Here is a 22,222-nt window from a genome sequence, read left to right on the forward strand (position 1 = left end):
GCTCATGAAGAGGGGGACACCGTTTCCGGTGTCCCCCTCAGGGCTGCTAGTCGCGGGCCGCGGTCAGGTGTTGGGCGTGTTCCTGGAGCGAACGCACGCCCACGTCACCGTGGTTGAGCGCGTCGATGCCCTGGACGGCCGCGGCGAGCGCCTGGACCGTCGTCAGGCAGGGCACGGAACGGGCCACGGCGGCCGTACGGATGTCGTAGCCGTCGAGGCGGCCACCGGTGCCGTACGGCGTGTTGACGATGAGGTCGACCTCGCCCTCGTGGATGAGCTGGACGATCGTCTTCTCGCCGTTCGGGCCCTCGCCCTCGGACTGCTTGCGGACGACCGTGGCGTTGATGCCGTTGCGCTTGAGCACCTCGGCCGTGCCGGACGTGGCGAGCAACTCGAAGCCGTGGGCGACCAGTTCACGCGCCGGGAAGATCATCGAGCGCTTGTCCCGGTTGGCGACCGAGATGAAGGCGCGGCCCTTGGTCGGCAGCGGACCGTACGCACCCGCCTGGGACTTGGCGTACGCCGTGCCGAACACCGAGTCGATGCCCATGACCTCGCCGGTGGAGCGCATCTCCGGGCCGAGGATCGTGTCGACGCCGCGGCCGTGGATGTCGCGGAACCGCGACCACGGCATGACGGCCTCCTTGACGGAGATCGGTGCGTCCAGCGGCAGTTCGCCGCCGTCGCCGACGGCCGGCAGCAGCCCCTCGGCGCGCAGCTCGGCAACGGTCGCGCCCAGCGAGATCCGGGCGGCGGCCTTCGCCAGCGGCACCGCGGTCGCCTTCGAGGTGAAGGGAACGGTGCGCGAGGCACGCGGGTTGGCTTCGAGGACGTACAGGATGTCGCCCGCCATCGCGAACTGGATGTTGATCAGTCCGCGGACCCCGACACCCTTCGCGATGGCCTCCGTCGAGGCCCGCAGGCGCTTGATGTCGAAGCCGCCGAGCGTGATCGGGGGCAGCGCGCACGCCGAGTCGCCGGAGTGGATGCCGGCCTCCTCGATGTGCTCCATGACACCGCCGAGGTACAGCTCGTGGCCGTCGTACAGCGCGTCCACGTCGATCTCGATCGCGTCGTCCAGGAAGCGGTCGACCAGGACCGGCCGGGACGGGCTGATCTCGGTCGACTCCTCGATGTACGAGGCCAGCCGCGTCTCGTCGTACACGATCTCCATGCCGCGCCCGCCGAGGACGTACGACGGCCGGACGAGGACGGGGTAGCCGATCTCGTCGGCGATGGCCTTGGCACCGGCGAACGTCGTGGCGGTGCCGTGCTTCGGCGCGGGGAGACCGGCCTCGGCGAGCACCTGGCCGAAGGCGCCGCGGTCCTCGGCGGCGTGGATGGCCTCGGGCGGAGTGCCTACGACCGGCACGCCGTTGTCCTTGAGCGCCTGCGAGAGGCCCAGCGGGGTCTGTCCGCCGAGCTGGACGATGACGCCCGCGATCGGTCCGGCGAGCGTCTCCGCGTGGACGATCTCCAGCACGTCCTCGAGCGTCAGCGGCTCGAAGTACAGACGGTCGGAGGTGTCGTAGTCCGTGGAGACGGTCTCGGGGTTGCAGTTGACCATCACGGTCTCGTAGCCCGCGTCGCTCAGCGCGAAGGAGGCGTGGACGCAGGAGTAGTCGAACTCGATGCCCTGGCCGATGCGGTTCGGACCGGAGCCGAGGATGATCACGGCGGGCTTCTCGCGCGGAGCCACCTCCGACTCCTCGTCGTACGAGGAGTAGAAGTACGGCGTCTTGGCCGCGAACTCGGCGGCGCAGGTGTCGACCGTCTTGTAGACCGGGCGTACGCCCAGCGCGTGCCGCACCTCGCGCACCACGTCCTCGCGCAGGCCGCGGATCTCGCCGATCTGGACGTCGGAGAAGCCGTGGCGCTTGGCCTCGGCGAGCAGCTCCGGGTCCAGCTTGTCGGCGGCGGCCAGCTCGTCCGCGATCTCCTTGATCAGGAACAGCTGGTCGACGAACCACGGGTCGATCTTCGTGTACTCGAAGACCTCCTCGGGCGTGGCGCCCGCGCGGATGGCCTGCATGACGGAGTTGATGCGCCCGTCGGTCGGCCGGATGGCCTCCGCCAGCAGCTCACCCTTGTCGCCGGGCTCGCCGACGAACGTGAACTGCGAGCCCTTCTTCTCCAGCGACCGCAGCGCCTTCTGCAGCGCCTCGGTGAAGTTGCGCCCGATCGCCATGGCCTCGCCGACCGACTTCATGGTCGTGGTCAGCGTGGAGTCGGCGGACGGGAACTTCTCGAAGGCGAACCGCGGGGCCTTGACGACCACGTAGTCGAGCGTGGGCTCGAAGGACGCCGGGGTCTTCTCCGTGATGTCGTTCGGGATCTCGTCGAGGGTGTAGCCGACGGCCAGCTTGGCGGCGATCTTGGCGATCGGGAAGCCGGTCGCCTTCGACGCGAGGGCCGAGGAGCGCGACACCCGCGGGTTCATCTCGATGACGATGATGCGGCCGTCGTCCGGGTTCACCGCGAACTGGATGTTGCAGCCGCCGGTGTCGACGCCGACCTCACGGATGATCGCGATGCCGATGTCACGCAGGCGCTGGTACTCGCGGTCGGTCAGCGTCATCGCGGGCGCCACGGTGATCGAGTCGCCGGTGTGCACGCCCATCGGGTCGAAGTTCTCGATGGAGCAGACGACCACGACGTTGTCGTTCTTGTCGCGCATCAGCTCCAGTTCGTACTCCTTCCAGCCGAGGATGGACTCCTCCAGGAGCACCTCGGTGGTCGGCGAGAGCGTGAGGCCCTGCCCCGCGATCCGGCGCAGCTCCTCCTCGTCGTGCGCGAAGCCGGAGCCGGCGCCGCCCATGGTGAAGGAGGGCCGGACGACGACGGGGTAGCCGCCGAGCGTCTCGACGCCCTGGATCACGTCGTCCATGGAGTGGCAGATGACCGAGCGGGCGGACTCGCCGTGCCCGATCTTCTCCCGGACGGCCTCGACGACGTCCTTGAAGAGGTCGCGGTCCTCGCCCTTGTTGATCGCCTCGACGTTGGCGCCGATCAGCTCGACACCGTACTTCTCCAGCACACCCTGCTCGTGCATGGAGATCGCGGTGTTGAGGGCGGTCTGGCCGCCGAGCGTCGGCAGCAGGGTGTCCGGCCGCTCCTTCGCGATGATCTTCTCGACGAACTCCGGGGTGATCGGCTCGACGTACGTGGCGTCGGCGATCTCCGGGTCGGTCATGATCGTCGCCGGGTTGGAGTTGACGAGGATGACCCGCAGGCCCTCGGCCTTGAGGACGCGGCAGGCCTGGGTGCCGGAGTAGTCGAACTCGGCGGCCTGGCCGATGACGATCGGGCCGGAGCCGATGACCAGGACGGACTGGATATCGGTGCGCTTAGGCACGCTGGCCCTCCATGAGCTGGACGAAGCGGTCGAACAGGTAGGCCGCGTCGTGCGGGCCCGCCGCTGCCTCGGGGTGGTACTGGACGCTGAACGCCGGCTGGTCGAGGAGCTGCAGCCCCTCGACGACCTGGTCGTTCAGGCAGACGTGCGAGACCTCGGCACGCCCGTAGGGGGTCTCGGAGACCTTGTCGAGCGGCGCGTCGACGGCGAAGCCGTGGTTGTGCGCGGTGACCTCGACCTTGCCGGTCGTACGGTCCTGCACGGGCTGGTTGATGCCCCGGTGGCCGTACTTCAGCTTGTACGTGCCGAAGCCGAGGGCGCGGCCGAGGATCTGGTTGCCGAAGCAGATGCCGAAGAGGGGCGTCTTCCGCTCCAGGACGGCACGCATCACGGAGACCGGGTGCTCGGCCTTCTCCGGGTCGCCGGGACCGTTGGAGAAGAACACGCCGTCCGGCTCGACCGCGTAGATGTCCTCGGCCGTCGCGGTGGCGGGCAGCACGTGCACCTCGATGCCGCGCTCGGCCATGCGGTGCGGGGTCATGCCCTTGATACCGAGGTCCACGGCGGCGACGGTGTACTTCGCGGCACCGATCGGGACGGCTTCGCCGTCGGGGCCGATGGCGGGGACGACGTACGTCTCCTTGGTGGCCACTTCCTCGTAGAGGCTGGCGCCCTTCATCTCGGGGGCCTGGCGCACCTCGGCGAGCATGGTGCCCTCGTCGGGCAGCGCGTTGCCGGAGAAGATGCCGACGCGCATGGCGCCGCGCTCGCGCAGATGGCGGGTGAGCGCGCGGGTGTCGATCCCGCTGATGCCCACGACGCCCTGCTGGACGAGCTCCTCGTCGAGCGAGCGCCGGGAGCGCCAGTTGGAGGGCACGCGCGCGGGGTCCCGTACGACGTAACCGGCGACCCAGATGCGCTTGGACTCGGGGTCGTCGTCGTTCACGCCGGTGTTGCCGACGTGCGGGGCGGTCATCACGACGACCTGGCGGTGGTACGACGGGTCGGTGAGGGTCTCCTGGTAGCCGGTCATGCCGGTGGAGAACACCGCTTCGCCGAAGGTCACCCCCACGGCCCCGTAGGCGCGGCCACGGAAGGTGCGGCCGTCCTCCAGGACGAGTACGGCGGGAGCCGCCTTTCGCCTCCGCGAGGCGGTTCCCTGGATGGAGGTCGTCATCGTGCGCCTTCCGTCTTGTCGCTCTTGTCGCTCGTGTTGATCATGCTGTTCAGGGTGTCGACCCACTCGTTGTGCTCGGCCGCGTGGTCGGACCGGAAGCCCGAGTCGATCAGCCGGTCGCCGTGCTCCCAGGTGATGACGAGGAGCCCGCCCTCGGTGAGGACCTTGCCCGCGATGCCCTTGTCGAGCCGGGCCTCACGCAGTTGCGCCAGAGGTACGAAGAAGTCGGCCGCTCCGGGGCGTACGACATCCAGGCCCACGTCCGTCAGCGTGACCTCGGCCCGGCTGCGGGTGCCCAGGCCGTGCGCCACGATGCGGTCGAGCCACTGCCCGGCTGTGGTGGAGCCGTGGTAGCGGCCGCTCATCGTCAGTTTCGCCTCGCCGGGCTCTTCCGGCGCGGTGTGCAGCTCGGGAAGGTCGCCCTGGAGCGCGCCGCGCCACTTCCAGCCCTCGCGCATCAGCCAGTAGACGAGCGCGATGAACAGGACGAGGCCGACGAGCCAGCCGATCCGGGCGGCCCAGTCGGTCACTTCCGCGGACTTCTGTTCCGCGGCGATGTCAGCCGCGATCTGCGCTGCAATGGGGGTGAGTGATGTCACGCGAGCTTCCCGTCGACGAGCGTGGCCCTGCCCCGGAGCCACGTGTGCGTGACACGGCCCGGCAGCTCACGACCCTCGTACGGAGTGTTGCGGCTGCGCGACGCGAAGCCCGCGGGGTCCACGGCTCCACGGTATGCCGTGTCGACGAGGGTGAGGTTGGCGGGCTCGCCTGCCGAGACGGGACGGCCGTGACCCTGCACCCGGCCGATGCCGGCGGGCTTGAAGGACATGCGGTCGGCGACCCCGGCCCAGTCGAGCAGCCCGGTCTCGACCATCGTCTGCTGGACGACGGACAGCGCGGTCTCCAGGCCCACCATGCCCATGGCGGCCGCGGCCCACTCGCAGTCCTTGTCCTCGTGCGGGTGCGGGGCGTGGTCGGTGGCGACGATGTCGATCGTGCCGTCGGCGAGCGCCTCGCGCAGGGCCATGACGTCGCGCTCGGTGCGCAGCGGCGGGTTGACCTTGTAGACGGGGTTGTACGAACGCACCAGCTCGTCGGTGAGGAGGAGGTGGTGCGGCGTGACCTCGGCGGTGACGTCGATGCCGCGGGACTTGGCCCACCGGACGATCTCGACGGACCCGGCGGTCGAGAGGTGGCAGATGTGCACGCGCGATCCGACGTGCTCGGCGAGCAGGACGTCCCGGGCGATGATCGACTCCTCGGCGACCGCGGGCCAGCCGCCGAGTCCCAGCTCGGCGGAGACGACGCCCTCGTTCATCTGGGCGCCCTCGGTGAGCCGGGGCTCCTGCGCGTGCTGGGCGACAACTCCGCCGAAGGCCTTCACGTATTCGAGCGCGCGCCGCATGATCACGGCGTCGTCGACGCACTTGCCGTCGTCCGAGAAGACGGTGACGCCCGCGGCCGACTCGTGCATCGCGCCGAGCTCGGCGAGCTTCTTGCCCTCCAGGCCGACGGTGACGGCACCGATGGGCTGCACGTCGCAGTAGCCGTGCTCCTGGCCCAGCCGGTAGACCTGCTCGACGACACCGGCGGTGTCGGCGACCGGGAAGGTGTTGGCCATGGCGAACACGGCTGTGTAACCGCCGCTGGCCGCAGCGCGCGTACCGGTCAGGACCGTCTCGGAGTCCTCACGGCCCGGCTCGCGCAGATGGGTGTGCAGGTCCACGAGCCCCGGCAGGAGCACCTTGCCGTCGGCCTCGACGACCTCGGCACCCTCGGCCGACAGGCCGCTGCCCACGGCCGCGATCTCGGAACCGTCGATCAGGACGTCCTGCGGCTCGCCGCCGAGCACCTTCGCACCACGGATAAGGATCTTGCTCATGTGACTTACTTCTCCTCGGTACGGGTGTGGGTGACGGCGGGCTCGTTGCCGCCCAGAAGCAGGTAGAGCACGGCCATCCGGATCGAGACGCCGTTGGCGACCTGCTCGATGGCGGTGCAGCGCTCGGAGTCGGCGACCTCGGCGGTGATCTCCATCCCGCGGACCATCGGCCCGGGGTGCATCACGATGGCGTGCTCGGGCATCTTCGCCATCCGGTCCCCGTCGAGCCCGTAGCGCCGCGAGTACTCGCGCTCGGTCGGGAAGAACGCCGCGTTCATCCGCTCGCGCTGCACGCGCAGCAGCATCACGGCGTCGGACTTGGAGAGCGTGCTGTCGAGGTCGTACGAGACCTCGCAGGGCCAGGACCCGACGCCGACGGGCACCAGGGTCGGCGGGGCGACGAGGGTGACCTCGGCGCCGAGGGTGTGCAGCAGGTCGACGTTCGAGCGGGCGACGCGGCTGTGCAGGATGTCGCCGACGAGCGTGATGCGCTTGCCCGCCAGGTCCTGGCCGAGGCCCGCGTCCCGGCCGACGAGCCGGCGGCGCATGGTGAAGGCGTCGAGCAGGGCCTGCGTGGGGTGCTGGTGGGTGCCGTCACCGGCGTTGATGACGGCGGCGTCGATCCAGCCGGAGGTCGCGAGCCGGTACGGGGCTCCGGAGGCGCCGTGCCGGATGACGACGGCGTCGACGCCCATGGCTTCGAGGGTCTGCGCGGTGTCCTTCAGGGACTCGCCCTTGGAGACGCTGGATCCCTTGGCGGTGAAGTTGATGACGTCCGCGGAGAGGCGCTTCTCCGCGGCCTCGAACGAGATCCTCGTCCGGGTGGAGTCCTCGAAGAAGAGGTTGACGACGGTACGGCCGCGCAGGGTCGGCAGTTTCTTGATCGGCCGGTCGGCGACCCGGGCCATCTCCTCGGCGGTGTCGAGGATCAGGACGGCGTCGTCGCGGGTGAGGTCGGCGGCCGAGATGAGATGACGCTGCATCTGTCAGGCTCCGTAAGGCAGTTCAGGTCGGGAAGCGGAGACCCGGGAGGTGTCCCCTCGGAAGGGCACAGCCGGGCGGACGCGGGCGCGCGGAAGCGCACTCGGGGTCGTACGAGCGGACGCGGGCTGTGTGCCGCTACTGCTCGCCGGGCCGGGCGGTCCGCTTCGCACCGAGCAGCACGGTGTCGCGACCGTCCTCCTCGGCGAGCTGGACCTTGACCGTCTCCCGCAACGACGTGGGGAGGTTCTTGCCGACGTAGTCGGCGCGGATCGGGAGTTCGCGGTGGCCTCTGTCGACGAGGACCGCGAGCTGCACCGCACGGGGGCGCCCGATGTCGTTCAGGGCGTCGAGGGCGGCGCGGATGGTGCGGCCCGAGAAGAGCACGTCGTCGACGAGGACGACCAGGCGGCCGTCGATGCCGTCACCGGGGATGTCCGTACGGGCCAGTGCGCGCGGCGGATGCATGCGCAGGTCGTCGCGGTACATGGTGATGTCGAGGGAGCCGACCGGGATCTTGCGGTCGGTGATCTCTTCGAGCTTGGCGGCCAGCCGCTGGGCGAGGAAGACGCCCCTGGTCGGAATGCCGAGAAGCACCACGTCGTCGGCGCCCTTGGCGCGTTCGACGATCTCGTGGGCGATGCGGGTCAGCACCCGCGCGATGTCGGGGGCTTCCAGAACGGGCCGGGCATCGGCCTCGTACTGCTGCTTGTCCTGCTCTGAGTCCATACGAAACGGACCTCCTTCTCCGCCTCACGGGACGGATCATTAAAGGACGTCGGAATTGCGCCAACCACGGTACCAGCCCGGCAACGCCCCTGATCACCCCCTTGGCACCAGCCGTACCGGGCTCCCACGGAAGGGTCGGTCCGGACCATTCGGCTTGACGAGGCAGAGTCACGCTGCGTAACCTCACAGTGAGTCACCAGCCGCGCGGCCGAGCCGCACGTCGACACAGTGCCGGGGAGCTATATGTCCAGCGAATACGCCAAACAGCTCGGGGCCAAGCTCCGCGCCATCCGCACCCAGCAGGGCCTTTCCCTCCACGGCGTCGAGGAGAAGTCCCAGGGCCGCTGGAAGGCGGTCGTGGTCGGTTCCTATGAGCGCGGCGACCGCGCCGTGACCGTGCAGCGTCTCGCCGAGCTGGCGGACTTCTACGGAGTGCCGGTGCAGGAACTGCTGCCGGGCACCACTCCGGGCGGCGCCGCCGAGCCGCCGCCGAAGCTGGTCCTCGACCTTGAGCGGCTGGCCCATGTGCCGGCCGAGAAGGCGGGTCCCCTGCAGCGCTACGCGGCGACGATCCAGTCCCAGCGCGGCGACTACAACGGCAAGGTGCTGTCGATCCGCCAGGACGACCTGCGCACGCTCGCCGTCATCTACGACCAGTCCCCCTCGGTCCTCACCGAGCAGCTGATCAGCTGGGGCGTCCTGGACGCCGACGCGCGTCGCGCGGTCTCCCACGAGGACGCCTGACCCATACCGGGACTGAGAAGAAACGTGCCGCCGGGGTGGCCGGAACCAGACGGTTCCGGCCACCCCGGCGGCTTTCTGCGGGCCGCGGGGACGCCAGAGGTACGGGAACGCCGGAGGGGCCCCAGCATCGCGCTGGGGCCCCTCCGGCGTTGTTACGTCCTGAGCGTCGTCGGGCGGGCCGACCGCCTACGACCGTGCCCCGTCAGGGGCGCGGAGCTGTGCCATCGTGCGGCTCCGCCGCGTCGGCGCGACCGGCTCCCGCCGGCTCGCACATCACATCGAACCGAGCGGAGCGCCGACGCTCAGGCGTCGTCGCGCCGAAGCGACGACTTGAGCTCCTTGAACCGGCCGAGCAGACCGTTCACGAAGGCCGGCGACTCGTCCGTGGAGAACTCCTTGGCGAGCTGCACGGCCTCGTCGAGCACCACGGCATCCGGGGTCTCGTCGACCCAGATCAGCTCGTAGGCGCCCAGACGCAGGATGTTGCGGTCGACGACCGGCATCCTGTCGAGCGTCCAGCTCACCGCGTACTGCGAGATCAGCTCGTCGATGCGCTTCGCGTACTTCGCGTAGCCCTCGACGAGCTGCATGGTGTACTCGCTCACCGGCGGCTGCCGGGTGTCGGTCCGGGAGTGCCGGATCCAGTCACCCAGGACCGTCTGGACGTCCACGCCTCGCTGATCCCCCTCGAAGAGGATCTGGAAGGCGCGCTTGCGGGCCGTATTGCGGGCAGCCACGGTTAGCTGTTCACCCGGCCGAGGTAGTCGCTCGAACGGGTGTCGACCTTGATCTTCTCACCGGTGGTGATGAAGAGCGGGACCTGGATCTGGTAACCGGTCTCCAGGGTGGCGGGCTTGGTGCCGCCGGTGGAGCGGTCGCCCTGGACGCCGGGCTCGGTCTCCTGGATGACCAGCTCGACGGCGGCCGGCAGCTCGACGAAGAGCACCTCGCCCTCGTGCTGGGCGACGGTGGCGGTGAAGCCCTCGATCAGGAAGTTGGCGGCATCGCCGACGGCCTTGCGGTCGACCATGAGCTGGTCGTAGGTCTCCATGTCCATGAAGACGAAGTACTCGCCGTCCATGTACGAGAACTGCATGTCACGCTTGTCGACAGTGGCCGTCTCGACCTTGACGCCGGCGTTGAACGTCTTGTCGACGACCTTGCCGGAAAGCACGTTCTTCAGCTTGGTGCGCACGAAGGCCGGGCCCTTGCCGGGCTTGACGTGCTGGAACTCGACGACGGACCAGAGCTGGCCGCCTTCGAGCTTGAGCACCAGGCCGTTCTTGAGGTCGTTCGTGGAAGCCACGGTTGCGGAATCTCCTGGACTGACGTGGACGACCCCGGAACACGCGCACAGCGGGAAGCTAGAGCGCGAGCAGCTCCTTGGTCGTAATGGTGAGTAGCTCGGGTCCGCCGTCCGCCTCGGGGCGCACGACGAGCGTGTCATCGATCCGGACACCGCCCCGGCCCGGGATGTGGACCCCCGGTTCGACGGTGACCGGCACGCAAGCGTCCAGTTTACCCATGGCCGCGGGGGCCAGCTGCGGGTCCTCGTCGATTTCGAGCCCCACGCCGTGTCCGGTCAGCGGAGGAAGGCCGTCCGCATACCCCGCTGAGTCCAGGACCTGGCGGGCCGCACGGTCCACGTCACGGTAGGCGGCGCCGGGTACGAGGGCCTCGCGGCCGGCCCGCTGGGATGCGAAGACGAGGTCGTACAGCTCGATCTGCCAGTCGGCGGGCGAGGTCCCGATGACGAAGGTGCGGCCGATCTCGCAGCGGTAGCCGCGGTAGGTCGCGCCGAGGCAGACGGAGAGGAAATCTCCTTCTTCGACCCGGCGGTCGGTGGGCCGGTGGCCGCGGTGCCCGGAGTTCGGGCCCGTGCCGACCGAGGTCGTGAAGGCCGGGCCGTCGGCGCCGTGGTCGACCAGGCGGCGTTCGAGTTCCAGGGCGAGATGGCGTTCGGTGCGGCCGACGAGGATGGACTCCAGGAGCTCGCTCAGCGCCTGGTCGGCGATCTCCGCGCCGATCCGCAGGCAGGAGATCTCCTCCTCGTCCTTGATGACACGCAGCTGCTCGACGGCCGCTCCGAGGTCGCCGAGGCGCAGCCGGGGCGCCACCGAGCCGATCGCCCGGTGCCGGGTCACGGTCAGGTGGTGCTCCTCGACGGCGAGGGAGTCTGCGCCCTGGGCCGCGGCGAGGTCCGCGGCGGCGACGGCGGGGTCGCCTCCGGGGCTCGGCAGCGTGTGCACCCGGAGGGCCTCGTCCGGCCTGCCCTCGTCGAGCGGGCCTTCGGGGGGACCGCCGTACACGAGCAGGTCCTCGGTCTTGCCCAGCAGGAGAACGGCGCCGTGGGGGGCCACGCCCGCGAGGTAGCGGACGTTGGCGGGGCGGGAGATCAGCGCGGTTGCGCTGCCGCTTGCCGTGCAGCGTTCTCTCAGCCGGTCGCGGCGGGCCGCGTACGCCTCTGACATGCCACGAGCGTATGAGCTCTGCGGGGTTGGCGCCGGTTGGGGAGGCCGAGTGGGGGTGCCGACCGGGGGTGACGGGTGTGTGCCGGGTGCGGGTGGGTGGGGGCTGGGTGCGCGGTTCCTCGCGCCCCTGAAAGGCGAGCCTGCGCTCAGCCCCTCCTCAACGGGCCCCTACCACTGCGGGGGGCTCGCGATCGACCGTGCCAGTACGTCGTCCAGGACTCGGGCCGTCTGGGGGACGTCCAGTTGGGAGTTGTCGATGATCGGGAGGCCCGAGCCGTACCAGCCCGCCATGCGGCCGTGGATGCGGGCGACCTCCTCGTCGGTGAGGCGGCGGTTTCCGGAGCGCTCGGCGTTGCGCTCCAGGACTATCTCCAGGCCCGGCAGGAGGACGACCGGCAGCAGGCCGGGACCGACGTGCCGCTTCCAGCCGCCGAGGCCGACGACGGGACGGTCGGGGAAGACCGCGTCGTCGAGGATGCAGGAGATGTTGTTGGCCAGGAAGTTGCGGGCCGCGAAGCCGCAGGTGCGGCGGGCGAGACGATACTGCGCCTCCGAGTGGTCGTTCCACCCCGACTGCGGGTCCGCGAAGCCCGAGCGCACCCATTCGCGTACGTCGTCCAGGCTGATGTGCGCGGTGGGCACCCTGCGGTGGTCGGCCCAGTACTTGGCGACGCTGGTCTTGCCGGCGCCGGCGGGTCCGATGAGCAGGACGGCGAGGGTGGTGGACGTCGGATCGGGCGTGCCCGCGGTGGGCGGCGCGCTCGGCATCGGGACGGGGCCGCCCGGCGGCAGCTGTACGTGGCCCGTGGTGTCCGGCGTCGGCGGCGCGGGAGCGTGGTGCGGGACCGCGTGATGCGGGGCGGGCGCGTGGCCCGGCGGATGGGGCGCGGGGGGCCCGGTGGGTGCTCCGGCGTAGCCGGGCGGCGGGCCCACGGGCGCGGGCCCCTGGGGCGCGCCGGCAGGCGCGGAACCCGGGTGCGCGCCCGGGTGGTGCGGTCCCGGGTGTTGTGCGGCCGGCGACCAGCCGACGGCCGGTCCGTGCCCCGGCTGGTGGGGCGGCGGCAGCGGAGACCCCACTGCGTGCTGCATCCGGTGCCACTCCGTCTCGTGTCTTTGGCTCATTCGCCGCAGGCAATTGGCGCTGGGAGCGGGGCACCCGCCCCACTCCCTACCGAACGGTACCGTCCCCGGCCGCCGTTTGGTGAACGCCGGGGGACGGTCCGAAGTGCCCCTCCGCACAAGGCAAATCAGACCAAGTGTCGCCGCAGGGGGCTATTCGCCCACTTCGCCGTAGGCGGCGAGGAGCACCGCCGGGTCGGGGCCCTCCAGGACGGTGGGCTTGCCCAGGCCGTCGAGGACGATGAAGCGGAGGAGGTTGCCGCGGGACTTCTTGTCGACCTTCATGGTCTCCAGGAGCTTGGGCCACTGGTCGTAGCGGTAGCTCAGCGGCAGCCCGACCGACTCCAGGATCGTGCGGTGCCGGTCCGCCGTCGCGTCGTCGAGGCGGCCCGCCAGCCGGCCCAGCTCGGCCGCGAAGTGCATGCCCACCGCGACCGCCGCGCCGTGCCGCCACTCGTAGCGCTCGTTCTTCTCGATGGCGTGGGCGAGGGTGTGCCCGTAGTTGAGGATCTCGCGCAGCCCGGACTCCTTCAGGTCGGACGAGACGACCTCGGCCTTGACCTTGATGGAGCGCTCGATGAGCTCGGCGGTGTGCGGGCCCTCGGGGGTGCGGGCGCCCTGCGGGTCGGCCTCGATGAGTTCGAGGATCGTCGGGTCGGCGATGAAGCCGGCCTTGATGATCTCGGCGAGCCCGGACACGAAGTCGTGGACCGGCAGCGAGTCGAGGGCGGCCAGGTCGCACAGCACACCGGCGGGCGGGTGGAAGGCGCCGACGAGGTTCTTGCCCTCGGCGGTGTTGATGCCGGTCTTGCCGCCGACCGCCGCGTCCACCATGGCCAGCACGGTGGTCGGGATGGCGATCCAGCGCACGCCGCGCAGCCAGGTCGCCGCGACGAATCCGGCGAGGTCGGTGGTCGCCCCGCCGCCCACGCCGACGATCACGTCGGTGCGGGTGAAGCCGGACTGTCCGAGCGCCTTCCAGCAGTACGCGGCGACCTCGGCGGTCTTGGCCTCCTCCGCGTTGGGCACCTGGATGGCGACGGCGTCGAAGCCCTGCCCGGCCAGGTCGGCCCGCAGCGCCTCGCCGGTCTCGGCGAGCGCCTCGGGGTGGATCACCGCGACCCGCTTGGCCCGCTCCCCGACCAACGTGCCCAGCTCACCGAGCAGTTGGCGGCCGACCAGCACCTCGTACGGCTCGCTGCCCGCCGTGCCGCCGACGTGGATCCGCGTCACTGCCTCGCTCATGCTTCCTTCAACTCCAGTGCGTCGAGGACCGCTTGGGCGACCTCTTCGGGGGTGCGGCCGTCGGTGGCCACCACGGCGGTCGCGACCTCGGTGTAGAGGTGGCGGCGGGCGTCCATCAGCTCGCGCCACTGCCGGCGCGGGTTGACGGCGAGCAGCGGCCGTGCGGTGTTCAGACCCGTGCGCTTGACGGCTTCCTCGACGTCCATCGAGAGGTACACGACGGGCTGTCCGGCCAGCAGCGCCCGGGTGTCCGCGTCGAGGATCGCGCCGCCGCCGAGTGCCAGCACGCCGTCGTACCCGGCCAGGGCCCGGTGCACCGCCTGCTTCTCGATCGCGCGGAAGGCAGGCTCCCCGTCATCGACGAAGATGTCCGCGATGGTGCGGCCCTGCTCGGCCACGATGTCGCCGTCGGTGTCCCGGTAGGCGCAGCCGAGCCGCTCCGCGACCAGCTCGCCGACCGTGGACTTGCCGACGCCCATGGGGCCGACCAGGATCACGCGCGGAGCGCTCACCGCACGACCAGGTTCTGGAGGTACGACTCGACGTTGCGCCGCGTCTCGGGCACGGAGTCGCCGCCGAACTTCTCGGCCACCGCGTCCGCGAGGACCAGCGCCACCATGGCCTCGGCGACGATGCCCGCGGCCGGGACCGCGCACACGTCCGAGCGCTGGTGGTGCGCCTTGGTCGCCTCGCCGGTCGCCACGTCGATGGTGGCCAGCGCGCGCGGCACCGTCGCGATGGGCTTCATCGCGGCCCGTACGCGCAGGAGTTCGCCGGTCGTCAGACCGCCCTCGGTGCCGCCGGAGCGCCCCGAGGTCCGCTTGATGCCCTCGTCGGTGCGCACGATCTCGTCGTGCGCCTTGGAGCCCGGCACCCGCGCCAGGTCGAAGCCGTCGCCGACCTCGACGCCCTTGATGGCCTGGATGCCCATGAGCGCGGCCGCGAGCCGGGCGTCGAGCCGACGGTCCCAGTGCACGTGCGAGCCGAGGCCCACCGGCACGTCGTACGCGAGGACCTCGACCACGCCACCGAGCGTGTCGCCGTCCTTGTGGGCCTGGTCGATCTCCGCGACCATCGCCTTCGAGGCGTCCGCGTCGAGGCAGCGCACGGGATCGGCGTCGAGCCGCTCCACGTCGGCGGGGGTCGGGTAGACGCCGTACGGCGCCTTCGCGGCGGCCAGCTCGACTACGTGCGAGACGACCTCGATGCCCGCCGTCTCCTTCAGGTACGAACGCGCCACCGCGCCCAGCGCCACGCGGGCCGCCGTCTCACGCGCGGAGGCACGCTCCAGGATCGGCCGGGCCTCGTCGAAGCCGTACTTCTGCATACCGGCGAGGTCGGCGTGACCGGGGCGGGGCCGGGTCAGCGGAGCGTTGCGGGCCAGGTCGGCGAGGATCTGCGGGTCGACGGGGTCGGCCGCCATGACCTGCTCCCACTTGGGCCACTCGGTGTTGCCCACCATGATCGCGACCGGGGAGCCCAGCGTGAGACCGTGCCGTACGCCGCCCAGGAAGGTGATCTCGTCGCGCTCGAACTTCATGCGCGCGCCGCGTCCATACCCGAGGCGTCGCCTGGCCAGGTGGTCCGCCACCATCTCCGTGGTGATCGGCACGCCGGCGGGAAGTCCCTCCAGCGTCGCGACTAGTGCGGGACCGTGGGACTCCCCCGCGGTCAGCCAGCGCAACCTGCTCAACGGTGCTCCTCATGCTCGCGCCCTGGTACTGCGTACTGCCTTTGCGTACGCGCGTCCTCGCGTACGGCGACGGCGCGACCGGGTGCGCGGCCCTGGCCCGCCACCCACGATCCTCCCACGTCCGCGCCGTCCGCCCCGCCGCAGGTCCATCAGGCGGACGGCGACGTGGTCAGGTCGTGGCGTCGTCCTGGCGGGTCCGGGGTGCGTAGGCACCGAGGTAGTCGGCACCGCGGCCCTGCCCGTACTGCGCCGCCGCGTGGACGGGCTGCCCCGCGCGCAGCGCCCGTCGGTAGGCGAGCTTGCGCTTCAGCTTGTAGGCCCAGGTCGCGAGAACGGCGACCGCCAAGAGCCCGAGCCCGGTCATCTGCGCCCAGTCCGGCAGGAAGCCGAGCACGGCCTCGAATATCTCCGACTTCCACGACGCCAGCGTCACATGCATGGATCAGCCCCCCGGCTCCCCCGAGTTCCGCCCCCTGCGGAACCGAAGGCCGAATCGTACAGACCGGTCCTACCTGCTCGCGAGCGCCTTCTCGCCCGCTGTCCGCATGGCGTCCAGCGGGGCCGGCACCCGTCCGGTCATCTGCTCGACCTGGAGCACCGCCTGGTGCACCAGCAGGTCGAGGCCGCTGACGACGGCTCCTCCGTACGCCGACCAGCGCGCGGCCAGCGCGGTGGGCCACGGGTCGTACAGCACATCGAAGAGCGTGGCGGGCCGTTCGGGGACCACGGAGGAGAGGACATCGGTGGTACCGGCCGGGGTGGTGGCGATGACGAGCGGCGCGCGCAGGGCATGCTCCGCGTCCGCCCAATCCTCCGTACGCACCTCTACGTCGAGCCGCTCGCCCCACTGCCGCATCTCGGCGGCGCGGGCCTTGCTGCGGACGTATGCGACGACCTCGCCCGTGCAGATCCGTGCGAGGGCGGCCAGCGCGGAGGAGGCGGTGGCGCCCGCGCCGAGGATCGCGGCGGAGTCCACCTGCTCGATGCCCCGCTCGCGCAGGGCGGCGACCATCCCGGGGACGTCGGTGTTGTCACCGAGGCGCCGCCCGTCCTCGGTGAACACCACGGTGTTCACGGCCTCGACGGCGGACGCGGTCTCGCTGATCTCGTCGAGCAGTGGAATGACCGCCCGCTTCAGCGGCATCGTCAGCGACAGCCCGGCCCATTCGGGACCGAGTTTCCCGACGAAGCCCGGCAGAGCCGCCTCGTCGACCTCGAAACGGTCGTACGACCAGTCGTCGAGGCCGAGTTCCTCGTACGCGGCACGGTGCAGCACCGGGGAAAGGGAATGGGCGATCGGGGAACCGAGTACGGCGGCTCGATTTCTCCGGTCTCCGTCAGTCCTTGTTGCGCCGCGCATTGAATTCCTTAACCAGTTTCTCGTGCTCGCTCAAGGTCTTCGTGAAGTCCGTCTTCTTGCCGTCGATGGAGATGAAGAACATCCACGCACCGCCGTCCGGATTCACCGACGCCTTCAGCGCGTCCCCGCCAGGATTTCCGATCGGCCCGGGCGGAAGACCCTTGTAGAAGTACGTGTTGTACGGGTCGTCGTAGTTGCGGATCTCGCTCGTCGCAATGTCGATCTTGCTCTGACCCTTGAGGTAGTTGTAGGTCGAGTCGAATTCGAGCTTCTGGTTGGTGACGTCGTTCGTCGACTTCAGACGGTTGTAGACGACGGCGGCCATCTTCTTGAAGTCGTCGTGCGTGATTCCTTCGGCCTGGACGAGGCTCGCAACCGTGATGACCTGCAACGGGTCGTTCAGGTTGAGTTCCTTGGCCTTCTCCTCCAGGTCGTACTTGGCGTACTCCTGCTTGGCCTGCGACACCATTTCCTTCAGGACCGCCTCGGGCTTCATTCCCTTGGCGGCGGGATAGGTCGCCGGGTAGAGGAATCCTTCCAGCGGGTCCTTGATGTCGCTGTCGTTGTTCGCCCAGTCCGGAAGTCCGAGGCTCTTGTACTTCTTCTCGGCGACATCCGCGGTGGTGCCCTTGGAAAGCCCCAGCTGTTTGTCGATGGCCGCGTAGACCGTGACGTTCCGCTGGCCCTCCCTGACGACCAGGCTGTTCTGGCTCTTGGGGTCGAGCATCAGCGCGACAGCGCTTTCGGCGGACATCTCCTTCTTGAGCAGATAGGAGCCCGGCTGAATCTTGTCGCCGTCCGGATTCTTCCCCTGGGCCGACACGAAGGCGTCCACACTCTTGACGACGCCCGCCGCCTTGAGCTTCTGGCCGATCACCGATCCGAAGGCGCCCTTGGGAATCACGACGGTCACCTGGTCGCTCGTACCGTCGCCCGCGAAGTCCGGGGCCGAGCCGAAACGATCCTGGTAGAACTGGTAGCCGAAATAGCCGACGCCGCCGACCACTCCGGTGAGGACGAGCGTCACGACCAGGCAGGCACTGCCGCTCCGGCTCTTCTTCTCGCCTTTGCCCTTGTTCCCCTTGCCACCTTTGCCGGCCTTGCCGCGCCGACTGCCTTTGTCGTCGTCCTCGAAGTCGTCGTCATCGTCATCGTTGCCGCCCGCGAAGAACGCGTGCTCGCCCTGGTCAGGACCCGGGTCCCAGTCGGTCTGCGGCGGTTCCGGCTCGACTCCGCGGCGGCTCGGCGGCTCCGGCGGCGGATACGCGTCGGGAGTCCCGTAGTAGTCGGGCTGCTGACCGCCGTACGCGGCAGCCTGGCCGCCGTAGGGATCGTTCGGATCGACGCCGTACGGGACCTGCGGCTGCTGCTGGTTCTGCTGGTGCTGTTGCGGGTGCTGCTGGCCCGTGTTGTCCCAGCCACCGTTGTACTGCTGGCCGTTGCCGTACTGCTGACCGTTGTTGAACTGCTGGCCGTCGCCGTACTGCTGACCGCCGTTGTACTGCTGACCGCCCTGGTCGTGGTACCCCTGCCCGCCCTGGCCGTTGTTGTACTGCTGCGGAGCCTGACCGCCGTACTGCTGGTCCTGGACGTACTGCTGCTGGTGACCCTGGGAGTAGTACTGCTGCTGGCCCTGGTCGTAGCCGGCCTGCTGAGCCGCTCCCCAGTCGCCGTACTGCTGCTGCGGCTGCTGCGGCTCCTGCGGGTGGTGCTGCGGCTGGCCGCCGTAGGGGGACTGGGCCGTGTTGGCCTCCTGTCCTCCCCATCCGCCGTCCCCGTACAACGGGTCCTCCGGATGCCACGGTTCGGAGCCTGGGCCCCGGCCATACTCAGTCATCGATCCCCTAGAGCCGCGAGGCGGCGGTCGCGGTGGCTGTGGCTCGGCTCCCGTCCGCCTCTCTCCTGTGCGGAGGTTATTCGAACACCACCGCATCGCGCGGAACGTTACCGTACCGCGATCAGATGACCACTTCGACGCCCTCGCCCGGAGATGTACCCGACGCCCGTTCGGACTCCAGTGCCTGCTGGAGGATGATCACGGCCGCTGCCTGGTCGATGACCGATCTGCCCTTCTTGGACTTCACGCCCGAGGCGCGCAGTCCCTGACTGGCCGTCACTGTGGTCATCCTCTCGTCCAGGAGGCGCACCGGCACGGGTGCGATCCCCCGGGCGAGGTCCTGCGCGAAGGCACGGACCTTGACCGCAGCCGGGCCCTCGCCCCCCTTGAGGGAGCGAGGGAGTCCGACGACGACCTCGATCGGTTCGTACTCCTCGACGAGCTGCTTCAGGCGCCGGTGGGCGGCGGGGACATCGCGTCCCGGCACGGTCTCCACCGGAGTGGCGAGGATCCCGTCGGGGTCGCACGAGGCGACCCCGATCCGGGCGTCCCCGACGTCGATGGCGAGACGGCGTCCGCGGCGCATGACCCGCTCGCCCTCGCTCACTTGGCCGACTCGGCCACGAGGCGTTCGACGGCGTCGACGGCGTCACCGATGGCGGCCGGGTTCTGGCCGCCGCCCTGGGCGACGTCCGGCTTGCCGCCACCGCCGCCACCGAGGGTCTTGGCGGCCGTACGCACCAGGTCACCGGCCTTGAGGCCGCGCTCACGGGCGGCCTCGTTGGTGGCGATGACCGTCAGCGGCTTGCCGTTGACCGTCGTGAACAGGGCCACCACGGCGGCCCGTCCGCCCTGGATACGGCCGCGGACGTCGAGGACCAGCTTGCGCAGGTCGTCGGCGGTCGTGCCGTCCGGCACCTGGCCGGTGACCAGGGCGATGCCGCGTACGTCCTTGGCGGAGCCGGCGAGACCGGCGGCGGCCTGCAGCACCTTCTCGGCGCGGAACTTCTCGATCTCCTTCTCGGCGTCCTTCAGCTTGCCGAGCATGGCGGAGACCTTCTCCGGGAGCTCCTCGGGACGTCCCTTGATCAGCTCCTGGAGCTGGGCGACGACCGTGTGCTCACGGGCGAGGAAGTTGTAGGCGTCGACACCCACCAGGGCCTCGATACGCCGTACGCCGGAACCGATCGACGACTCGCCGAGCAGCTTCACCAGGCCCAGCTGGGCGGTGTTGTGCACGTGCGTGCCGCCGCACAGCTCCTTGGAGAAGTCGCCGATGGTGACGACCCGGACGCGCTCGCCGTACTTCTCGCCGAACTCGGCGATGGCGCCCTGCTTCTTGGCCTCGTCGATGCTCAGGATCTCGGCGTGCACGTCCAGGTCGCGGGCGAGCACCTCGTTGATCTTCTGCTCGACGTCCGTCATCACGGCCGTGGGTACGGCGGCCGGGGAGCCGAAGTCGAAGCGGAAACGGCCCGGCTGGTTCTCGGAACCGGCCTGGGCGGCCGTCGGGCCGAGGGCGTCGCGCAGGGCCTGGTGCGTAAGGTGCGTGGCCGAGTGGGCGCGGGCGATGGCCGTGCGACGGCGTACGTCGATGACGGCCTGGGCCTTGGCGCCGACGGTCACCTCGCCGACCTGGACGACGCCCTTGTGGACGTACACCCCCGGGACCGGCTTCTGGCAGTCGCGGATCTCGACGACGGCACCGGTGTCGATCTTGATGCGGCCGGTGTCGCCGATCTGGCCGCCGCCCTCGGCGTAGAACGGGGTGCGGTCGAGGACGATCTCGACCTCGTCGCCCTCGGTGGCGGCCGGCGAGGAGACGCCGTCGACGAGGATGCCGACGACCGTGGACTCGCCCTCGGTGTCCGAGTAGCCGATGAAGTCGGTCTCGCCGGCGGCGTCCGCGATCTCGCGGTAGGCGCCCATGTCGGCGTGGCCGGTCTTCTTGGACTTGGCGTCGGCCTTGGCGCGCTCCCGCTGCTCCTTCATCAGGCGCCGGAAGCCGTCCTCGTCCACGGAGAGGCCCTGTTCGGCGGCCATCTCCAGGGTGAGGTCGATCGGGAAGCCCCAGGTGTCGTGGAGCAGGAAGGCCTTGTCGCCGGCGAGGACCTGGCCGCCGGCGGCCTTGGTCTCCGTGACGGCGGTGTCGAGGATGTTCGTGCCGGCCTTCAGCGTCTTGACGAAGGCGTTCTCCTCGGCGACGGCGACCTTCTCGATGCGCTCGCGGTCGGTGACCAGCTCGGGGTACTGCTGGCCCATCATCTCGATGACGGTGTCGACGAGGTCCTTGACCACCGGACCCGTGGCGCCGAGCAGACGCATGTTGCGGATGGCGCGGCGCATGATGCGGCGCAGCACGTAGCCGCGGCCCTCGTTGCCCGGGGTGACACCGTCGCCGATGAGCATCACGGACGTGCGCATGTGGTCGGTGACCACGCGCAGGGAGACGTCGGAGTCCTTGCCGCTGCCGTACTCGACGCCGGTCAGCTCGGTGGCCTTCTTGATGACGGCCATGGAGGTGTCGATCTCGTACAGGTTCTGCACGCCCTGCAGAATCATGGCGAGGCGTTCCAGGCCGAGGCCCGTGTCGATGTTCTTGCTCGGCAGGTCGCCGAGGATCTCGAAGTCCTCCTTCGAGGTGCCCTCGCCGCGCTCGTACTGCATGAAGACGAGGTTCCAGATCTCCACGTACCGCTCGTCGTTGACGGCGGGGCCGCCCTCGACGCCGAACTCGGGGCCGCGGTCGTAGTTGATCTCGGAACACGGGCCGCAGGGGCCCGGGACGCCCATGGACCAGTAGTTGTCCTTCTTGCCGAGGCGCTGGATGCGCTCCTTGGGGACGCCGACGACCTCGTGCCAGATGCGCTCGGCCTCGTCGTCCTCCAGGTACACGGTGATCCAGAGCTTCTCCGGCTCCAGGCCGTAACCGCCCTTGTCCTGGGGGCTGGTGAGCAGCTCCCAGGCGTACTTGATGGCGCCTTCCTTGAAGTAGTCGCCGAAGGAGAAGTTGCCGCACATCTGGAAGAACGTGCCGTGCCGGGTGGTCTTGCCGACCTCTTCGATGTCCGGCGTACGGACGCACTTCTGGACGCTGGTGGCGCGGGCGTAGGGCGGCTTGACCTCACCCAGGAAGTAGGGCTTGAAGGGCACCATGCCGGCCGGGACCAGGAGCAGAGTCGGGTCGTCCGCGATGAGCGACGCCGAAGGGACGACGGTGTGACCGCGCTCCTCGAAGAAGCTCAACCAGCGGCGACGAATCTCGGCCGACTCCATCAGTGGTCCTCATTCCGGTTGTACGAGTACGTCGACCTCTCGACATACGTCGGGTTCTTGCTGTACTTCGGGTCGTTGCTGTTCTCGATGGCGGCGACGCGCCGAGGGGAGGGCAGTTCGGGATCCGCGTTCAGCCCGAGCACCTCGCCGAGTTCGGCCTCCCGCTGGACCATTCCGTCGCGGACGTCGAGTGCGAAGTCCTTGATGCGGTGGCCCGCTTCGAGCGCCTTGTTGGCTGCCTGGGCCGCGAGGCTCTCGGGCGTCAGCTGCCGGAGCTTGCGGTTGACCTTGGTGGTGGCCCACACGCCGGCTGCTGCGCCCGCGGTGAACCAGAACGTACGGCGGAACATCGC

20 protein-coding genes are annotated in these 22,222 nt (G+C 69.9%); 1 reads left to right on the forward strand and 19 read right to left on the reverse strand.

Features of this window, described 5'->3' with window-relative positions; translation table 11 throughout:
• Positions 1–46: 46 nt before the first annotated feature.
• From carB to pyrR, 6 genes are all read right to left on the reverse strand, one after another.
• Positions 47–3,355, reverse strand: a complete 3,309-nt coding sequence (gene carB, locus ACN20J_RS10330) for a carbamoyl-phosphate synthase large subunit (RefSeq protein WP_189839868.1) — start codon at positions 3,353–3,355, stop codon at positions 47–49.
• Complete coding sequence (gene carA, locus ACN20J_RS10335; protein WP_190229281.1) at positions 3,348–4,532, reverse strand: glutamine-hydrolyzing carbamoyl-phosphate synthase small subunit; 1,185 nt, start codon at positions 4,530–4,532, stop codon at positions 3,348–3,350. The genes carB and carA overlap by 8 nt, the downstream gene beginning before the upstream one ends.
• Positions 4,529–5,131 carry a hypothetical protein gene (locus tag ACN20J_RS10340; RefSeq protein WP_190229282.1) on the reverse strand — a complete coding sequence of 201 codons (603 nt, stop codon included), beginning with the start codon at positions 5,129–5,131 and terminating at the stop codon, positions 4,529–4,531. Before ACN20J_RS10340 ends, carA begins: the two co-directional genes overlap by 4 nt.
• On the reverse strand, positions 5,128–6,414 hold the full coding sequence (locus ACN20J_RS10345) for a dihydroorotase (protein ID WP_419665758.1): 1,287 nt from the start codon (positions 6,412–6,414) through the stop codon (positions 5,128–5,130). The genes ACN20J_RS10340 and ACN20J_RS10345 overlap by 4 nt, the downstream gene beginning before the upstream one ends.
• A gap of 5 nt (positions 6,415–6,419) precedes the next feature.
• Complete coding sequence (locus ACN20J_RS10350) at positions 6,420–7,397, reverse strand: aspartate carbamoyltransferase catalytic subunit (RefSeq protein WP_189839871.1); 978 nt, start codon at positions 7,395–7,397, stop codon at positions 6,420–6,422.
• A gap of 136 nt (positions 7,398–7,533) precedes the next feature.
• Positions 7,534–8,124: a bifunctional pyr operon transcriptional regulator/uracil phosphoribosyltransferase PyrR gene (gene pyrR, locus ACN20J_RS10355; protein ID WP_055613846.1), complete on the reverse strand. Its 591-nt coding sequence runs from the start codon at positions 8,122–8,124 to the stop codon at positions 7,534–7,536.
• A 243-nt stretch (positions 8,125–8,367) separates the two neighbouring features.
• Between pyrR and bldD the strand changes: the two genes are divergently transcribed.
• Positions 8,368–8,868, forward strand: coding sequence for a transcriptional regulator BldD (gene bldD / locus ACN20J_RS10360; RefSeq protein ID WP_027751102.1), 501 nt, complete (start codon positions 8,368–8,370; stop codon positions 8,866–8,868).
• A gap of 302 nt (positions 8,869–9,170) precedes the next feature.
• On the opposite strand, the gene nusB is transcribed toward bldD, so the two are convergent.
• From nusB to ACN20J_RS10425, 13 genes are all read right to left on the reverse strand, one after another.
• Positions 9,171–9,605, reverse strand: coding sequence for a transcription antitermination factor NusB (gene nusB / locus ACN20J_RS10365; protein ID WP_055613845.1), 435 nt, complete (start codon positions 9,603–9,605; stop codon positions 9,171–9,173).
• A gap of 2 nt (positions 9,606–9,607) precedes the next feature.
• Positions 9,608–10,174, reverse strand: a complete 567-nt coding sequence (efp, locus tag ACN20J_RS10370; RefSeq protein WP_055613844.1) for an elongation factor P — start codon at positions 10,172–10,174, stop codon at positions 9,608–9,610.
• A gap of 58 nt (positions 10,175–10,232) precedes the next feature.
• Positions 10,233–11,339: an aminopeptidase P family protein gene (locus tag ACN20J_RS10375; protein ID WP_419665759.1), complete on the reverse strand. Its 1,107-nt coding sequence runs from the start codon at positions 11,337–11,339 to the stop codon at positions 10,233–10,235.
• Between the two features lie 168 nt (positions 11,340–11,507).
• Positions 11,508–12,428, reverse strand: a complete 921-nt coding sequence (locus ACN20J_RS10380) for a Pro-rich N-terminal domain-containing protein (RefSeq protein ID WP_189839874.1) — start codon at positions 12,426–12,428, stop codon at positions 11,508–11,510.
• 183 nt (positions 12,429–12,611) lie between these two features.
• Positions 12,612–13,703 (reverse strand): 3-dehydroquinate synthase, encoded by a 1,092-nt coding sequence (gene aroB, locus ACN20J_RS10385; protein WP_190229283.1) that lies wholly within the window; start codon positions 13,701–13,703, stop codon positions 12,612–12,614.
• Entirely contained in the window at positions 13,700–14,182 is a 483-nt protein-coding gene (locus ACN20J_RS10390) for a shikimate kinase (RefSeq protein ID WP_359856005.1), read from the reverse strand. The genes aroB and ACN20J_RS10390 overlap by 4 nt, the downstream gene beginning before the upstream one ends.
• Before the next feature lie 29 nt (positions 14,183–14,211).
• Positions 14,212–15,396 carry a chorismate synthase gene (gene aroC / locus ACN20J_RS10395; RefSeq protein ID WP_189839876.1) on the reverse strand — a complete coding sequence of 395 codons (1,185 nt, stop codon included), beginning with the start codon at positions 15,394–15,396 and terminating at the stop codon, positions 14,212–14,214.
• Positions 15,397–15,565: 169 nt separating this feature from the next.
• On the reverse strand, positions 15,566–15,835 hold the full coding sequence (locus ACN20J_RS10400) for a hypothetical protein (protein WP_419665760.1): 270 nt from the start codon (positions 15,833–15,835) through the stop codon (positions 15,566–15,568).
• A 69-nt stretch (positions 15,836–15,904) separates the two neighbouring features.
• Positions 15,905–16,756, reverse strand: a complete 852-nt coding sequence (locus ACN20J_RS10405) for a shikimate dehydrogenase (protein WP_419665761.1) — start codon at positions 16,754–16,756, stop codon at positions 15,905–15,907.
• Positions 16,734–18,593, reverse strand: coding sequence for an endolytic transglycosylase MltG (gene mltG, locus ACN20J_RS10410; RefSeq protein WP_419665762.1), 1,860 nt, complete (start codon positions 18,591–18,593; stop codon positions 16,734–16,736). Before mltG ends, ACN20J_RS10405 begins: the two co-directional genes overlap by 23 nt.
• 121 nt (positions 18,594–18,714) lie before the next feature.
• Positions 18,715–19,179, reverse strand: a complete 465-nt coding sequence (ruvX, locus tag ACN20J_RS10415) for a Holliday junction resolvase RuvX (RefSeq protein ID WP_189840213.1) — start codon at positions 19,177–19,179, stop codon at positions 18,715–18,717.
• A gap of 17 nt (positions 19,180–19,196) precedes the next feature.
• A complete protein-coding gene (gene alaS / locus ACN20J_RS10420; RefSeq protein WP_190229286.1) occupies positions 19,197–21,869 on the reverse strand; it encodes an alanine--tRNA ligase in 2,673 nt (890 codons plus the stop codon).
• Positions 21,869–22,219, reverse strand: coding sequence for a DUF6167 family protein (locus ACN20J_RS10425; RefSeq protein ID WP_055614426.1), 351 nt, complete (start codon positions 22,217–22,219; stop codon positions 21,869–21,871). The genes alaS and ACN20J_RS10425 overlap by 1 nt, the downstream gene beginning before the upstream one ends.
• Positions 22,220–22,222: the final 3 nt, after the last annotated feature.

The sequence above is a fragment of the Streptomyces sp. 2-1 genome (assembly GCF_048564895.1).
GTDB lineage: Bacteria > Actinomycetota > Actinomycetes > Streptomycetales > Streptomycetaceae > Streptomyces > Streptomyces phaeochromogenes.

Bases quoted from the DNA above. Each gene is read 5' to 3' on its own strand.
- carA (WP_190229281.1), bottom strand. From the start codon at position 4,532: ATGACGACCTCCATCCAGGGAACCGCCTCGCGGAGGCGAAAGGCGGCT.
- ACN20J_RS10345 (WP_419665758.1), bottom strand. From the start codon at position 6,414: ATGAGCAAGATCCTTATCCGTGGTGCGAAGGTGCTCGGCGGCGAGCCG.
- ACN20J_RS10350 (WP_189839871.1), bottom strand. From the start codon at position 7,397: ATGCAGCGTCATCTCATCTCGGCCGCCGACCTCACCCGCGACGACGCC.
- pyrR (WP_055613846.1), bottom strand. From the start codon at position 8,124: ATGGACTCAGAGCAGGACAAGCAGCAGTACGAGGCCGATGCCCGGCCC.
- bldD (WP_027751102.1), top strand. From the start codon at position 8,368: ATGTCCAGCGAATACGCCAAACAGCTCGGGGCCAAGCTCCGCGCCATC.
- ACN20J_RS10375 (WP_419665759.1), bottom strand. From the start codon at position 11,339: ATGTCAGAGGCGTACGCGGCCCGCCGCGACCGGCTGAGAGAACGCTGC.
- ACN20J_RS10380 (WP_189839874.1), bottom strand. From the start codon at position 12,428: ATGCAGCACGCAGTGGGGTCTCCGCTGCCGCCGCCCCACCAGCCGGGG.
- aroB (WP_190229283.1), bottom strand. From the start codon at position 13,703: ATGAGCGAGGCAGTGACGCGGATCCACGTCGGCGGCACGGCGGGCAGC.
- ACN20J_RS10390 (WP_359856005.1), bottom strand. From the start codon at position 14,182: ATGGGCGTCGGCAAGTCCACGGTCGGCGAGCTGGTCGCGGAGCGGCTC.
- ACN20J_RS10400 (WP_419665760.1), bottom strand. From the start codon at position 15,835: ATGCATGTGACGCTGGCGTCGTGGAAGTCGGAGATATTCGAGGCCGTG.
- ACN20J_RS10405 (WP_419665761.1), bottom strand. From the start codon at position 16,756: ATGCGCGGCGCAACAAGGACTGACGGAGACCGGAGAAATCGAGCCGCC.
- mltG (WP_419665762.1), bottom strand. From the start codon at position 18,593: ATGACTGAGTATGGCCGGGGCCCAGGCTCCGAACCGTGGCATCCGGAG.
- ruvX (WP_189840213.1), bottom strand. From the start codon at position 19,179: ATGCGCCGCGGACGCCGTCTCGCCATCGACGTCGGGGACGCCCGGATC.
- alaS (WP_190229286.1), bottom strand. From the start codon at position 21,869: ATGGAGTCGGCCGAGATTCGTCGCCGCTGGTTGAGCTTCTTCGAGGAG.
- ACN20J_RS10425 (WP_055614426.1), bottom strand. From the start codon at position 22,219: ATGTTCCGCCGTACGTTCTGGTTCACCGCGGGCGCAGCAGCCGGCGTG.